Source organism: Curtobacterium sp. MCBA15_016 (assembly GCF_001865105.1).
Lineage (GTDB): Bacteria > Actinomycetota > Actinomycetes > Actinomycetales > Microbacteriaceae > Curtobacterium.
In genome coordinates this window covers 1-12,611 of sequence record NZ_MJGR01000056.1, presented here as the reverse complement: position 1 = coordinate 12,611, position 12,611 = coordinate 1, and the positions used below count along the sequence as shown (strand labels likewise).

At 72.6% G+C, this 12,611-nt stretch carries 13 protein-coding genes; 7 read left to right on the top strand and 6 right to left on the bottom strand.

The window, feature by feature from the left end:
* Positions 1-21: 21 nt before the first annotated feature.
* A complete protein-coding gene (locus BIV03_RS17200) occupies positions 22-1,923 on the top strand; it encodes a gamma-glutamyltransferase family protein (protein ID WP_071296549.1) in 1,902 nt (633 codons plus the stop codon).
* 19 nt (positions 1,924-1,942) lie between these two features.
* Here BIV03_RS17200 and BIV03_RS17195 read toward each other — a convergent pair whose 3' ends face one another.
* The gene (locus BIV03_RS17195; RefSeq protein ID WP_071296548.1) at positions 1,943-2,986 is read right to left on the bottom strand and encodes an NAD(P)-dependent alcohol dehydrogenase; all 1,044 of its coding nucleotides are present in this window, start codon (positions 2,984-2,986) and stop codon (positions 1,943-1,945) included.
* Positions 2,987-3,260: 274 nt separating this feature from the next.
* Here BIV03_RS17195 and BIV03_RS17190 point away from each other — a divergent pair, with 274 nt between their 5' ends.
* The 3 genes from BIV03_RS17190 to BIV03_RS17180 all read left to right on the top strand — a co-directional run bounded on the left by BIV03_RS17190 (position 3,261) and on the right by BIV03_RS17180 (position 5,616).
* Positions 3,261-3,701 (top strand): OsmC family peroxiredoxin, encoded by a 441-nt coding sequence (locus tag BIV03_RS17190; RefSeq protein WP_071296547.1) that lies wholly within the window; start codon positions 3,261-3,263, stop codon positions 3,699-3,701.
* 99 nt (positions 3,702-3,800) lie between these two features.
* On the top strand, positions 3,801-4,058 hold the full coding sequence (locus tag BIV03_RS17185; RefSeq protein WP_071296546.1) for a hypothetical protein: 258 nt from the start codon (positions 3,801-3,803) through the stop codon (positions 4,056-4,058).
* 52 nt (positions 4,059-4,110) lie between these two features.
* A complete protein-coding gene (locus BIV03_RS17180) occupies positions 4,111-5,616 on the top strand; it encodes a threonine/serine exporter ThrE family protein (protein ID WP_071296545.1) in 1,506 nt (501 codons plus the stop codon).
* A gap of 152 nt (positions 5,617-5,768) precedes the next feature.
* On the opposite strand, the gene BIV03_RS17175 is transcribed toward BIV03_RS17180, so the two are convergent.
* Positions 5,769-6,443: a TetR/AcrR family transcriptional regulator gene (locus tag BIV03_RS17175; RefSeq protein ID WP_071296544.1), complete on the bottom strand. Its 675-nt coding sequence runs from the start codon at positions 6,441-6,443 to the stop codon at positions 5,769-5,771.
* 168 nt (positions 6,444-6,611) lie between these two features.
* Between BIV03_RS17175 and BIV03_RS17170 the strand changes: the two genes are divergently transcribed.
* The gene (locus tag BIV03_RS17170) at positions 6,612-6,935 is read left to right on the top strand and encodes a hypothetical protein (RefSeq protein ID WP_022907826.1); all 324 of its coding nucleotides are present in this window, start codon (positions 6,612-6,614) and stop codon (positions 6,933-6,935) included.
* Positions 6,936-7,000: 65 nt separating this feature from the next.
* Here the strand turns inward: BIV03_RS17170 and BIV03_RS17165 are convergent, their stop codons facing one another.
* Positions 7,001-7,912, bottom strand: coding sequence for an SDR family oxidoreductase (locus BIV03_RS17165; protein ID WP_071296596.1), 912 nt, complete (start codon positions 7,910-7,912; stop codon positions 7,001-7,003).
* A 194-nt stretch (positions 7,913-8,106) separates the two neighbouring features.
* Here BIV03_RS17165 and BIV03_RS17160 point away from each other — a divergent pair, with 194 nt between their 5' ends.
* The gene (locus BIV03_RS17160) at positions 8,107-8,919 is read left to right on the top strand and encodes a hypothetical protein (RefSeq protein ID WP_139202056.1); all 813 of its coding nucleotides are present in this window, start codon (positions 8,107-8,109) and stop codon (positions 8,917-8,919) included.
* A gap of 10 nt (positions 8,920-8,929) precedes the next feature.
* Here BIV03_RS17160 and BIV03_RS17155 read toward each other — a convergent pair whose 3' ends face one another.
* Both BIV03_RS17155 and BIV03_RS17150 read right to left on the bottom strand, forming a co-directional pair.
* Complete coding sequence (locus tag BIV03_RS17155) at positions 8,930-9,712, bottom strand: endonuclease/exonuclease/phosphatase family protein (protein WP_071296542.1); 783 nt, start codon at positions 9,710-9,712, stop codon at positions 8,930-8,932.
* A gap of 25 nt (positions 9,713-9,737) precedes the next feature.
* Complete coding sequence (locus BIV03_RS17150) at positions 9,738-10,298, bottom strand: sigma-70 family RNA polymerase sigma factor (protein WP_092388127.1); 561 nt, start codon at positions 10,296-10,298, stop codon at positions 9,738-9,740.
* 48 nt (positions 10,299-10,346) lie between these two features.
* Here BIV03_RS17150 and BIV03_RS17145 point away from each other — a divergent pair, with 48 nt between their 5' ends.
* Positions 10,347-10,988: a TetR/AcrR family transcriptional regulator gene (locus BIV03_RS17145; RefSeq protein ID WP_071296541.1), complete on the top strand. Its 642-nt coding sequence runs from the start codon at positions 10,347-10,349 to the stop codon at positions 10,986-10,988.
* Here the strand turns inward: BIV03_RS17145 and BIV03_RS17140 are convergent.
* Entirely contained in the window at positions 10,981-12,516 is a 1,536-nt protein-coding gene (locus BIV03_RS17140; protein WP_070417240.1) for an LCP family protein, read from the bottom strand. The two genes, BIV03_RS17145 and BIV03_RS17140, sit on opposite strands and share 8 nt — an antisense overlap.
* Between the last annotated feature and the right edge of the window lie 95 nt (positions 12,517-12,611).

Below are 12,611 nucleotides of genomic sequence, written 5' to 3'. Positions count from 1 at the left end.
CCGCGGGGACAGGATGGGAGCATGCCGAACCCCGCGTTCACGCCGCCCACCGCACACCCCACCCGCCCGGACATCCGCGGCACGTTCGGCACGGCGGCGGCCACGCACTGGATCGCGACCGCCACGGCGCAGTCCGTCCTCGAGCGCGGCGGGAACGCATTCGACGCAGCGGTCGCGGGGGCGTTCGTCCTGCAGGTCGTCGAACCGCACCTGAACGGCCCCGGAGGCGACCTCACCGCGGTGTTCGCCACCGCCACGGACCCGACGCCGACGGTGCTCGTCGGGCAGGGTCCGGCCCCGGCCGGCGCGACGCCGGAGCACTACCGCGCCGAGGGCCTCGACCTCGTCCCCGGTTCCGGTGCCCTCGCCGCCACCGTCCCCGGCGCCGTCGACGCCTGGCTCCTGCTGCTCCGCGACCACGGCACGTGGGAACTCGCGGACGTGCTCGCACCGGCGGTCGGCTACGCACGCGACGGCCACCCCGTCACACCCGCGGTGGTCCGGACGATCACCGCCGTGCAGGACCTGTTCCGGCAGCACTGGCCCACCTCCGCAGCGCAGTGGATGCCAGGAGGCGCGGTGCCCGTCCCCGGGGAACTGGTGCGCAACGAGGCGCTCGCCTCGGTGTTCGAGCGGCTCGTCGCCGCCGGTGCCGACGCCGACAGCCGGACCGCCCGCATCGACGCCGCCCGCGGCGAGTGGGCCGAGGGCTTCGTCGCCGAGTCGATCGACCGGTTCGTCCGCGAACCGCACCGGCACGCGTCCGGGACCGACCACGCCGGGGTGATCCGGGCGTCGGACCTCGCGGCGTTCCGGGCGTCCTACGAACCCGCGACGACGGCGGCGTTCCGCGGCTGCACGATCGCGAAGACCGGCCCGTGGGGTCAGGGCCCGGCGCTCCTGCAGACCCTCCGGCTGCTCGAACCGCTCGACGACGCTCGTCTCGACCCGTCGACCGAGCTCGGCGCGCACACGGTCGCCGAGGCCCTGAAGCTCGCGCTGGCCGACCGGGAGGCGTTCTACGGCGACGGTGACGTCCCCCTCGACGTGCTGCTCTCGGACGCGTACACCGACGCGCGCCGGGCACTGATCGGCGAGCGTGCGTCGGCCGAACTGCGTCCGGGGACGGTCGACGGCGTCGTGCACGCCATGCCGCCGGTCCGGACGTCGTACGCGACCGGTGCCGCGGCGGGGCTCGGCGAACCGACCGTGCAGGTCGCTCGGGACCGGACCCCAGCCGCGGCTGCCGCACCCGCCGCGCCCGCCGCGCCTGCTGCTCCCGCCGCTCCCGTCGAGGACCGCGGCGAGCCGTTCGTCGCACCGGACGGCGAGACCCGCGGCGACACGTGCCACATCGACGTCGTCGACCGCTGGGGCAACATCGTCAGCGCGACCCCGTCCGGTGGCTGGCTGCAGTCGTCCCCGACGATCCCCGAGCTCGGCTTCTGCCTCGGCACCCGGTTGCAGATGACCTGGCTCGAACCGGGCACGGCGTCGACGCTGCGCCCCGGCGAGCGCCCACGCACCACACTCACCCCGACCCTGGTGCTCCGCGACGGCGAACCGGTCGCCGCGCTCGGCTCACCCGGCGGCGACCAGCAGGACCAGTGGCAGCTGCTGTTCCTGCTGCGGTGGATCGTCGGCGGGTACTCCCCGCAGCAGGCGATCGACGCCCCCGCGCTGCACACGACGTCGTTCCCGGGGTCGTTCTGGCCGCGCACGTGGGAGCCGGCGGGGCTCGTGGTCGAGGACCGCCTCGGGGACGACGTGATCGCCGGCCTCGAGGCCCGGGGGCACGTCGTCACCCGGGCGGGCGACTGGGCGCTCGGTCGACTGTCCTGCGTGACGCGGGACCCCGCGACCGGCGTGCTCGGCGCTGCGGCGAACTCGCGGGGCGCGCAGGGCTACGCCGCCGGACGCTGACCGCCCCGAGACGAGTGGGTCAGAGCGTCGGGACGACCACCGCGCGGCCCGAGAGTTCGCCGGCCTCGAGCTTCCGGTACGCCTCGAGCGCGTCGGACAGGGCGTAGCGCTCGACGTCGGGGACGATCTGCCCCGCCCGGTACATCGCGACGACCTCGTGCAGGTCCTCGATGGTGCCCCAGTACGTGTTCGTGATGGTCGACTCGTACGGCGTCCGGAAGAAGTTCCACTCGGTGGTGCCACCGGCGATCCCGACGACGGTGAACCGGCCACCGACGGCCATGGACGCCTGGGCGACCGTGATCGTCGGCGTCGCCCCGACGAAGTCGAACGCGGCGTCCACCCCGCGGCCGCCGGTGATCTCGCGGATCGCAGCGGCCTGGTCCGGGCCGCCCGGCACCGTGATCGCCCCACGAGCAGCGGCGCGGTCCATGGCGTCCTGCTTCATGTCCGTCGCGATGACGGTCGCACCGGTGAGCGCCGTGAGGATCTGCACGGCGATCTGCCCGAGGCCGCCGAGTCCGACGACGAGGGCGTACTTGCCGCCACCGGCCAGGTTCGGCAGGGAGTTCTTGATCGCGTGGTACGGCGTGAGGGCCGCGTCGCTGAGCGGTGCGGCGGCGACGGGGTCGGCGTCGCCGAGTGGCACGAGGTTGCGCGCCGGCACGGTGACGTACTCCGCCATGCCGCCGTCGCGCCCGAGGCCGATGCCCATGTACGGGTTCGTGGCGGCGTTCTCGCAGTAGGTGTCCTGGCCCTTCGAGCAGTACGAGCAGTGCCCGCAGCCGACCGGGCCGTAGACGAGGTAGGCGTCGCCCACCGTGAAGCCGGAGACGCCGTCGCCGAGTTCCTCGACCCAACCGGAGTTCTCGTGCCCGAGGACGAACGGGGGCTGCTGCGCGCCCGGCTGCCCCGCCTGGAACTCGCGGTAGACGGCGACGTCCGAGTGGCAGGCACCGGCACCGGCGACCTTGAGGAGCACCTCCCCCGGACCCGGAGTGGGCTTCGGGACGTCCGTGAGGGACGGGAACGTCTGGAACTGTTCGAACACGACGGCGCGCATGGTGGGTCTCCTTTGAACACCCTCCAGATTACACCCGTCGTTCAGGGCGACACGTGTTGCGCATCCGGCCCGACCGCCGCACGACCGGCGAAGAGCCCGCGGTCGAAGCGGGCCCCGCCCGGACGCGATCGGCTGACCACACTGTCCCCCATGCGCCCGATCGTAGGGCAGACCTGCGTCTTCCCCGAGAGCCGATGCGAGAACGGTCGTTCTCTGATTGACTCGGCGTCGGCGGTCCCGATCGGGACCGATCCCCCACACGAAAGGAGCGGCCATGCCCACGCGCACCGCACGCACTGCTTGGAACGGCGGCCTCGAGGACGGCACCGGCCAGGTCGAGCTCTCCAGCTCGAAGGTCGGCACGTACGACGTCTCGTTCCCCAAGCGCGCCGCCGAGGACGCCAACGGCACCACCAGCCCCGAGGAGCTCATCGCCGCCGCGCACTCCGCGTGCTACGCCATGCAGTTCTCCGCCGTCCTCGGTGAGGCCGGCGGCACGGTCGAGGCACTCGACGTCAAGGCCGACGTCTCGCTCGGCCCGGACAGCGCGGGCGGGTTCAAGCTCACCGGCATCGTCCTCACCGTGAACGGCGAGGTCTCCGGCATCGACGAGGCGGCCTTCCTCAAGGCCGCCGAGGACGCCAAGGCCACCTGCCCCGTCAGCAAGGCACTCACCGGCGTCGACATCACGCTGCACGCGACGTTCGAGCAGTAGGCGAGCGACGCGGGAGCCGTCACCTGATGACGGACTGGAGGCGCGGTGCCGGCTGGCACCGCGCCTCCCGTCCGTCGGTCACCACGTACGCTGGCGCACGTGATCCGACGTCTCTTCGCCACCCCGACCGGCATCGTGTTCTGGGCGGGACTCGTCGTCGTGGTCGCGGGACTCGTGGTCGCGGCCTCCGCGCCGCCGGCCGCGTTCGGGTGGTTCGCGTACGCCCCACTGTCGGACTACGCCTTCGTCGCGGGGACCAACTCGTGGCAGCGGGTCGTCGGGCAGCTGCTCGTCGTCGTGGGCGCCGTGGTCGCCGCGTTCGCCGCCGGTCGGCTGAGCGTCCGTCGCGCGCGCTGAGGCGTTCAGCGCGCGTCCGGACTCGGCGGAGCGCGCCTGGCACGATGGCGTGATGGCCGAGCAGTCCCTCCCCGGAGCCAGACCCGGGCGTCCACCACGGCCACGCGTCCGGAGCCTCGCGCAGCACGACATCCGCGACGCCCGGGCACGCCTCCGCGGCACCATCTACGAAGAGGTCGTCCCCGACACCCGACCGCTCGAGCAGTACTCGCCGGTGCAGATCGTGGACTTCTGCCTCGACCTCGCCGAGGTGATGCTCGCGTCCGGTGCGGACACCCGCAGCGTCGAGACGGCCGTCGTCGCGGTGTCGACGAAGTGGAACCTCGCGCCGCTCGACCTCGACTTCTCCGGCAGCTCGGTCACGATCCAGTACGCCCCGGCCGACCACCCGCCGCTCGTGAAGGTCCGCACGGTGCAGTCGGACGGATCCGACCTCGACCGCCTGGCACGGGCGAACCAGATCGTCGACGACCTCGTCCACGACGAGCGCGACATGACCTCCGCCGTGAGCGCCCTGGTCGCGGTGCTCCGGCTCCCGCCGCGCTGGCCGCGGTGGACGGCCGACGTGGGGCTGTCGATCCTCGGCATCTCGATCGCGATGCAGGCCGGCGGCGGTTGGCGTGCCGGACTCGGCGCCTTCGTGCTCATGCTCGGGATCATCGTCTCGGGCCGGTGGCTGACCGGCCGGGGCTTCCCGCAGTTCTTCGTGTCCGGTGCGCAGGGTGCGGTGGCGTCGGCGATCGGCACCCTCGCGATCTGGGCGGGTGTGCTGCACCCGGGGCAGGCGGCGACGATGGTGGCCGCGCTCGTGGTCCTGCTTCTCCCGCACCCGTCGCTCGTCACCTGGGCGCAGGACGCGATCTCGGGCTTCCGGGCGATGGCGGTGGCCCGGGCGTTCTACATCGGGCTCGTCATCGCCGCGATCGTGGTCGGGGTGCCCGCGGGCATCGCCGTGACGAAGTGGCTCCGGATCGAGGTCGACCCGTCCGGCATCGTCACGCAGACGCTGCCGCTGTGGGCGTCACTGCTGCTCACGGTGGTGTCGGCCGCGGCGAACTGCTTCGTGCAGCAGGCCAGCGCGCGGGTGATCCCGGTCGCGGTGGTCTTCTCGGTCGCAGCCGGTGCCGCGCTGCGGGGCCTCCGGGAGCTCGGCATCCCGTTGCTCGGTGCGACGTTCCTCGCCGCCGTGCTGCTGGGCGTCCTCGCGACGATCGCGGCCGCGCGGATGCGGACGGCGGTGGCGGCGATCTCCGTGCCGGCGTTCTGCGGCGCCCTGCTGCCCGGTGTCGCGGTGTCGAACGCGCTGCTCAACTTCATGTCCGGGTCGTCGAGTGCCGCGCTGGACTTCGTCGCGGCGGTCTCGGTCGCGCTGGCGATCGGGGCGGGGCTGGTCCTCGGCGGCCTCGTGGCGACGCCGGGGGCACGGCGGGCGCTCCGGCGGTCCCGACGGGTGGTCGTGCACTCGGTGCACAACGACACGACGGCGATCAAGGTCATCCGTGACTCGGGCTACGACCCCGGCAACGGCTCGGTGCCGCGGGGGCCGCGCCCGCGCTGACGGGCTGGCGCCGGCGCCGCGCCGGCCGGCGAGCCGGCCAGCCGACGACTTCACGGGCTGAGCGACATCTCACGGGCCGCGACGCGCGTGAAGTGTCGCCCAGCCCGTGAGAACGCGCACCGCCGCGTGACGCTGCGCACCGCCGCGCGGCGTCAGAGCTCCCAGCCGCCGTCGCTCCACGTCGAGAGCCGCCGGGCCGCCTGCGGCTCGTACCGCTCCATCCAGCCCCGCTCGAGCCGCGCGACAGCCCGGTCGAACGCCGGCACGAGGTCGAGGTCCGACCGCAGCAACGCCTGCAACTGGAGTCCCTCGTACAGCGCGATGAGCTGCTCGGCCCCTCGGCGCGGGTCCATCGTGTGCGGTGCCCGACCGACCGCGATGTCGTGCTCGAGGCCACGCTTGATCTGCGCGTAGAAGAGCTGGTAGCGCGACCGGAGGTACGACGCCATGGGGTGCGCCGGGTTGCCCGCGACCGAGAGCAGCGCCACGAGGAGCCGCATGAGCGCCGGGTCCTCGGCGTTCGACGCGACGATCCCGCGCAGGAGCTGGACGGTCGAGCCGTCTCCGACCTCGCGCGCGACCTCGTCCATGCGGCCGCCGTTCCACCGGTCGACCGCGGCGAGCACGAGTCCGTCCCACGAGGGGAAGTGCTGCCGGAGCTCCTCGACGGTGATCCCCAGCCGCTGGGCGACGAGTCCCGCGTCGGCCTCGTGGAAGGGCACGTCCCGCAGCAGGTCGACGGTCGCCCCCACGATCGTGATCCGCAGGTGCAGGGTCGCGGCCGCGGCGGCTGCCGCCTGCGTGTCCGCGCTGGTGTGTTCGAGCATCGTGCCCTCCGTCGGTCCCCGGACGTCCTGTCCGTGTCGCCCCTGGGGGCAGGTCCATCCAAACGGAGATCGGGGGACACCAGAATCCCCGGTCCGGGTGTCGGCATGTCGGGGGACAAGCGACGCGGTTCGCAGCGCGTTCGCGGTCATCCGTGTGACGATGCCGTCATGACCCCGAACGACCCCACCGCGCAGGGACTGGCGACCATGGCCTCGGCCGGCTTCGAGTTCGGCGGCGACCCGGATCAGGTCGCCCACGACGTCCGGACCATGTGGGAGCAACTCGGGCGGCCGACCGGCGCGTTCGACGCCGCAGCCCGCGCGATCGCCGCGCTCCCGCAGCGCCCCGAGGTCCCGATCGCCGACCAGGCCCGGCGCCGCGCGTTCGAACGGGCCGTCGGCATCAACCCGGTCGAGGTCGAGCTGGCCGCGGCGCTGTCCGCGCGCGAACTGCTCGAGCGCCTGGCGCGCACCTGCACCGCGCCCTGCTGACGACCGATTGACGGGAGGGACGGTGCCAGCTGGCACCGTCCCTCCCGTCCGTCGCCGGGTCGCGACTACGGCGTCGGCATGCCCCCGTCGACGTGGAGCGTCTCACCCACGACGTACGACGACTCGCCGCTCGCCAGGAACACGTACGCGGGCGCGAGCTCGGCCGGCTGACCCCAGCGGCCGAGGTAGGTCTGCTCACCGGCGGACGGCAGGGCCTCCGGCGGCTGGCCACCGGCGGGCTGGAGCGGGGTCCAGATCGGCCCCGGTGCGACGGCGTTCACGCGGATGCCCTTCGGCGCGAGCTGCGCGGCGAGGCCCTTCGCGAGGTTGTTCACGGTCGACTTCGTCGCCGCGTAGTGCACCAGGTGCGGCGACGGCGCGTACGCCTGGATCGAGGTCGTGTTGATGATGGTCGATCCCGGCTGCAGGTGCGGCACGGCCGCCTTCGTGATCCGGAACGTCGCGTAGACGTTGGTCTTGAACGTCTCGTCGAACTCCTCGTCCGAGATGTCCTCGATCGAGGACACGTTCTGCTGCTTGCCCGCGTTGTTCACGAGGATGTCGAGCCCGCCGAGCTGCTCGACGGCGTCCGCCACGAGCTGCTCGCAGGTCGCGAGCGAGGTGATGTCACCGGGCAGGGCGACGGCCTTGCGACCGGCGGCCTCGACGAGGGCGATGATCCGGTCGGCGTCCTCCTGCTCCTCGGGGAGGTACGAGATCGCGACGTCGGCACCCTCTCGTGCGTAGGCGATCGCGACGGCGGCCCCGATGCCCGAGTCACCGCCGGTGATGAGCGCCTTGCGGCCGGTGAGTCGACCGGAGCCGCGGTAGGTGTCCTCGCCGTGGTCGGCCGGGACGTTCTCCGCCATCTCCTCGTCCGTGCCGGCACCCTCGAGGTACTGCTCGTCGGGCTTCTTGTCGGCGTACATCTTCGTCGGGTCCTGCATGCTGTACTGGTCGATCTGCTGGTCCGTCATGCCGCCGACGGTACGCACGCGGTGCCCCCGCACCGTCCAGGAGGCTGTCCCCCGTTCGGCCGACAGGCCCCCGTCGGCGGGGCCTGCCGAGGGCTCGTGATGCGTCACCGACGAATGTCACGGTCCGGTGACGACCAGGCCCCGATTCGGTAACACCCGTCGTCCAGACGGGTCGGGCGTCGTACCGTCGAGTGGTGACCTTCCGGACCGTGCTGGCGTTGAGCGCCGCCGTGCTCGCCTTCTCGGCCGGCACGGTCGCCGTCGACGGCACGGTCGGGACCGGGGTCGCAGCGTCCCCGGCGAGCGCGGCCGAGCTCGGACCGGACCCGGTGCACCACGAGCCCGTCCGGGTCACGAACGCGAAGCTCAAGCGGGTCGACTCGATCGAGCTCGCCGCCGAATCGCTCGTGTTCCGGCGCGGCGACAAGACCGTGACCGAGGCGTCGATGCGCGACTCCCGCACGACGGTCAGCCTGCTGAACCGCCTGCTCGGCACCGCGTCGCGCACGCAGACGGCCGAGGGTGACGGCGGCGCGTGCTTCCCCGCCGGGACGACCTACACGTGGGGCGGGGCGGTCCGCGTGGCTGCCCTGACGTCCCCGGCCGCTGCCGGCAACGCGGTGGAGATCCGCATCCTGCGCGAGACGGTGCGGTCCCGCTTCGGCGGCGGCGTCGAACTGACCGGACCCGACGGTGTCCAGGTGGGCGACGACATCCGCACGGCGATCCGAGACGCCCCGAAGTCCGACCGGATGTCGTTCGGCTCCGCGGACGCCCGCGCGTTCCAGCTCTTGCTCGAGCCCGGGTGGGCCCCGCAGCACGACGCCGCGAGCTCGCCCGACAGCCGCGGCACGGGCACCGAGACGGACACGAGCACGCCGTCCGACACGGACACGGAGTCCGCCGCCGCCGACCTCGGGACGAACGGCGTCTCCGCCCTGACCGACGACACCACGGTCACGGTGCTCGGGTCGCCGATGCCGGTGCACGCCAAGCGCACCTGCTGACCGGCCCCGGTCAGACCCGCAGCGTCGCGACCACCGGGAAGTGGTCGCTCGCGAACCACGTCTCCGGGCCGTCGTGGTCGATGACGACGTGGTCGACGCCGGCGATCCCCCGGGTGAACACCCAGTCGATGCGCTCCCCGGAGTCGACCGGCGGCTGCCAGTCGTTGAAGGTCGCCGTCCGATCCGCCGGGTCGCCACCGACCAGCCAGGCGTCCTCGAACCCGGCCTCGACGAGCACCCGCGACGCAGGTCCCGCTCCGGCCGGCTCGTTGCAGTCGCCCGCCACGATGACCGGGCCGTCCGCCGTGCTGAGGCGTTCGACGATGAGCGCCGCGCTCCGCGCCCGGACGTCGTCCCCGTGCGATCCGACCTCGTGGTCGAGGTGCGTCGTCAGGAGCGTGAACGCCTCGCCCTCGGCGTCGAGGAACCGCGCGTGGTTCGCCACTCGGGGGAACAGGCTCCCCCAGGTGTTCGAGACGGGCTCGTCCGGGGTGTCCGAGAGCCAGAAGGCGCCCTCGTCGATCGGCCGGAGTCGGCTGCGTCGGAAGAAGACGGCCGCGTGCTCACCGGCCGTGCCGCCCTCGCGACCCTGGCCGACGTCGCCGTGGTCGGGCAGACCGGCGCGGAGGTCGTCCAGCTGGTGCGCGAAGGCCTCCTGGACGCACACGAGGTCGGGGTCGTGCCGCCGGACCACGTCGAGCAGTACCGGCAACCGGGCGGGCCAGTCGTGGACCGGATCCGGGTTCTTGACGTTGTAGGTCATCAGGGTGATCGGACGCGCTGCGTTGCTCACCCGTCGAACCTACCGACGGGCACGCTCAGGGCACCATGACCCGCCGCAGTGCGATGACCCCATCGCGCGCCCGGGTCTTGGCGGTGCCGACCGGGACCCCGAGCCGCGCGGCGACCTCGGGCCCGGTCATCCCCACCAGGTGCCGGAGGACCACGGCGTCGCGCTGGCGCCCGGGGAGCGCGGCGACGGCGCGGCGGAGCTCGGCACGGTCGAGGACGCTCTCGGCCCGCTCCACGCTCGAGTGGTCCACGAGGTCGGCGTCCCTGGTGCCGATCCGCAGGTCGCGGTCGCGGTCCGCCCGGCTCTTCCGGACCCGGTCGATCGCCCGGCGCTGCGCGATCGTGCGGATCCACGCGATGGCCGAGTGCGCCGGGTCGAACCGGTCGGCGATCTGCCAGATCTCGAGGAAGACGTCCTGCACGACCTCTTCCGCCTGCCACGCATCGACGAGCTGGTGGCGGACGTACCGCTCGACGAGCGGTCGGAAGCGGTCGTGCAGCCGGGTGAAGGCGGCCCGGTCACCGGCGGCCACCGCGAGGAGGAGCATGCGTTCTTCGTCGCGCTTGGCGAGGAGTTCGTCGTTCACGACTCGAATGTCACATACTGCAAATGTACTCGCAAGTACACTCTGAGCATGCGCCCCGAACACACCCCGAAGACCCTTCGACGCACGACGTCCAAAGGACTGGCGACCCGGAGCCGGATCGTCGCCGCCGCGGCCGACCTGATGCTGACGCGCGGCATCTCGGGGACGACGCTCGACGACATCGGCGCCGCCGCCACGGTCGGACGGTCGCAGATGTACCACTACTTCGCCGACAAGCAGGAGCTCGTGCGCGACGTCGTCCGGCAGCAGACCGACGCGATCATCGCGCACCAGGGGCCGGACTACGGCGACCTCACCACGTGGGACGCCTGGCAGCGGTGGCGGGACCGAACGGTCGCCGACGCCGCTGCCGGCGGCTGCGTGGGCGGCTGTCCGCTCGGGTCCCTCGGGACCGAGGTCGCCGAGCGCGACGCCGACACCCGCGACCTCGTCGCCGCCGGCTTCGCCCGCTGGGAGCAGGGGTTCCACGACGGCATCCGCACGATGCGCGAACGCGGGCTGCTCGGACCGGACGCCGACCCCGCCGCGCTGGCGACGACCGTGATGGTGGCGCTGCAGGGCGGTCTGCTCCTGGCGCAGGTCCAGCGAGACGTCCGCCCGCTCGCGATCGGGCTCGACACCGCGATCACGACCATCCGCCGGCACGCGACCGGCTCCGGCGTCAGTTGATGCAGACGCCTGCCTTGCCGTAGCTCTTCACGTCGGTCGACGACGGCTTCGGCTCGGGCGCGGCGGGCTTCGAGGCCGCCGGCTTCGACGCCGCAGCGCCGGAACCGGTCGAACCGGCATCGGACGAACCGGAGCCGGCAGCGGGGCTCGAGGCGGCACCACCGGCAGCGGCGACCGGGGTCACCGTCTTGCCGTCCGACCCGAGCACCAGCGTCACGCCGGTGACCGCGTTCGTCCGCACCGCGACGGCACCGGGCACGACGGCCGCGACCGCCTTCGCCTGCTTCTCCATGCCGGCCGGGTACTGCACCTGGGTCGTCTTCGTCAGGTCGGAGGACCCGGGTGCACCGACCTGGAAGCCGCGCGCGGTGAGGACGGTCCCGGCGGCTCCTGCGGCACCCGTGACACCGCTGCCGTTCAGCACGGTGACCGAGGTGCTCGCCGGCTGAGCACGCCCGGCCTTGCTGTACTCCGCGGGCTCACCGACGAGACCCTGCACGAAGGCCGGCAGCCCGACGGTGTCGACCTCGACGATCGACAGCGGCGAGCCGTTGACGGTGATCGTCGGGGTACCGAGCGTGGGGATCGTCGCCGACTGGATGTTGCCCGGGCGCAGGTTCCGCATCTGGGTCGCCAGGTTGACCAGGTCGGTGTCGGTCTGGATCGAGCCGCCGACCGCCTTGAGGATGTTGCCCATCTTGATCGGGTTGAGCAGCGTCCCCGCGGAGAGCACCTTGCGGGCCTCCTGCGAGAGGAAGTACTGCTGCCGGACGTTGCGGTCGAGGTCCCCGTTGGGCAGCCCGTGCCGCTGTCGGACGAAGGACAGCGCCTGCTTCGCGTCGAGGGTGGACTTGCCCTTCGGCAGGTTCACGCCCGAGTACGGGTCGTTGACGGCGTTGTTGAGGCAGACGTCGACCGGCCCGAGCTCCTTGACCACCTGGTAGAAGCCGAGCAGCGAGACGCGCACGTAGTGGTCGATCGTCAGGCCGCTGAGGTTCTGGATCGTCTTGATGAGCAGCTTCGCGCCCCCGGTGTCCCCGCCGCCGTTGAGGGTGCCGAAGTAGAACGCGCTGTTGAGCTTGCCCTTGCCGACACCCGGGATGTCGACGTACGAGTCGCGCGGGAACGAGATCATCGTCGCCTGCGAGCCGTCCTCGTTGATGTGCAGGACGATCATCGTGTCGGTGTTCGTCGCACCGCCGTCCGACTCGGTGCTGAGCTCCGCCATCTCCTCCGGCGTCGCGTTGTCCGGGCGGTGGTCGTCGCCGACCAGCAGGATGTTCTGCGCCTGGCCGTCGACGTCGTCCTTCGTCGCGGTGCTCCCGGTGATCGCGTTGATCTTGGTGACGCCGTTCGACAGCGATCCGTAGGCGTACGCGGCGTAGCCGCCGCCGAGCAGGAGGGCCATGGTGAGCACGCCCGCGACGGCGGGGAGGACCACCCCGCCACGTCGCTTCTGGCGGCCGTGCCGCGGTGGCGTGAAGCCGCGGCGGCCACGACCGGTCGTCTGCTCGGGCTCGTTCGTCACCCGGAAACCATAACCGGCGTGTGTGCCGACAACATCAAACCGTCCTGGCAGGTCGCCGCGATCCCGCCGTGACCCACCGGCGGACGGGAGGCGCG

What these genes read in the sequence shown, in the direction of transcription:
- BIV03_RS17200 (WP_071296549.1), top strand. Translation starts at nt 22, where the DNA reads ATGCCGAACCCCGCGTTCACGCCGCCCACCGCACACCCCACCCGCCCG.
- BIV03_RS17195 (WP_071296548.1), bottom strand. Translation starts at nt 2,986, where the DNA reads ATGCGCGCCGTCGTGTTCGAACAGTTCCAGACGTTCCCGTCCCTCACG.
- BIV03_RS17190 (WP_071296547.1), top strand. Translation starts at nt 3,261, where the DNA reads ATGCCCACGCGCACCGCACGCACTGCTTGGAACGGCGGCCTCGAGGAC.
- BIV03_RS17180 (WP_071296545.1), top strand. Translation starts at nt 4,111, where the DNA reads ATGGCCGAGCAGTCCCTCCCCGGAGCCAGACCCGGGCGTCCACCACGG.
- BIV03_RS17175 (WP_071296544.1), bottom strand. Translation starts at nt 6,443, where the DNA reads ATGCTCGAACACACCAGCGCGGACACGCAGGCGGCAGCCGCCGCGGCC.
- BIV03_RS17170 (WP_022907826.1), top strand. Translation starts at nt 6,612, where the DNA reads ATGACCCCGAACGACCCCACCGCGCAGGGACTGGCGACCATGGCCTCG.
- BIV03_RS17165 (WP_071296596.1), bottom strand. Translation starts at nt 7,912, where the DNA reads ATGACGGACCAGCAGATCGACCAGTACAGCATGCAGGACCCGACGAAG.
- BIV03_RS17145 (WP_071296541.1), top strand. Translation starts at nt 10,347, where the DNA reads ATGCGCCCCGAACACACCCCGAAGACCCTTCGACGCACGACGTCCAAA.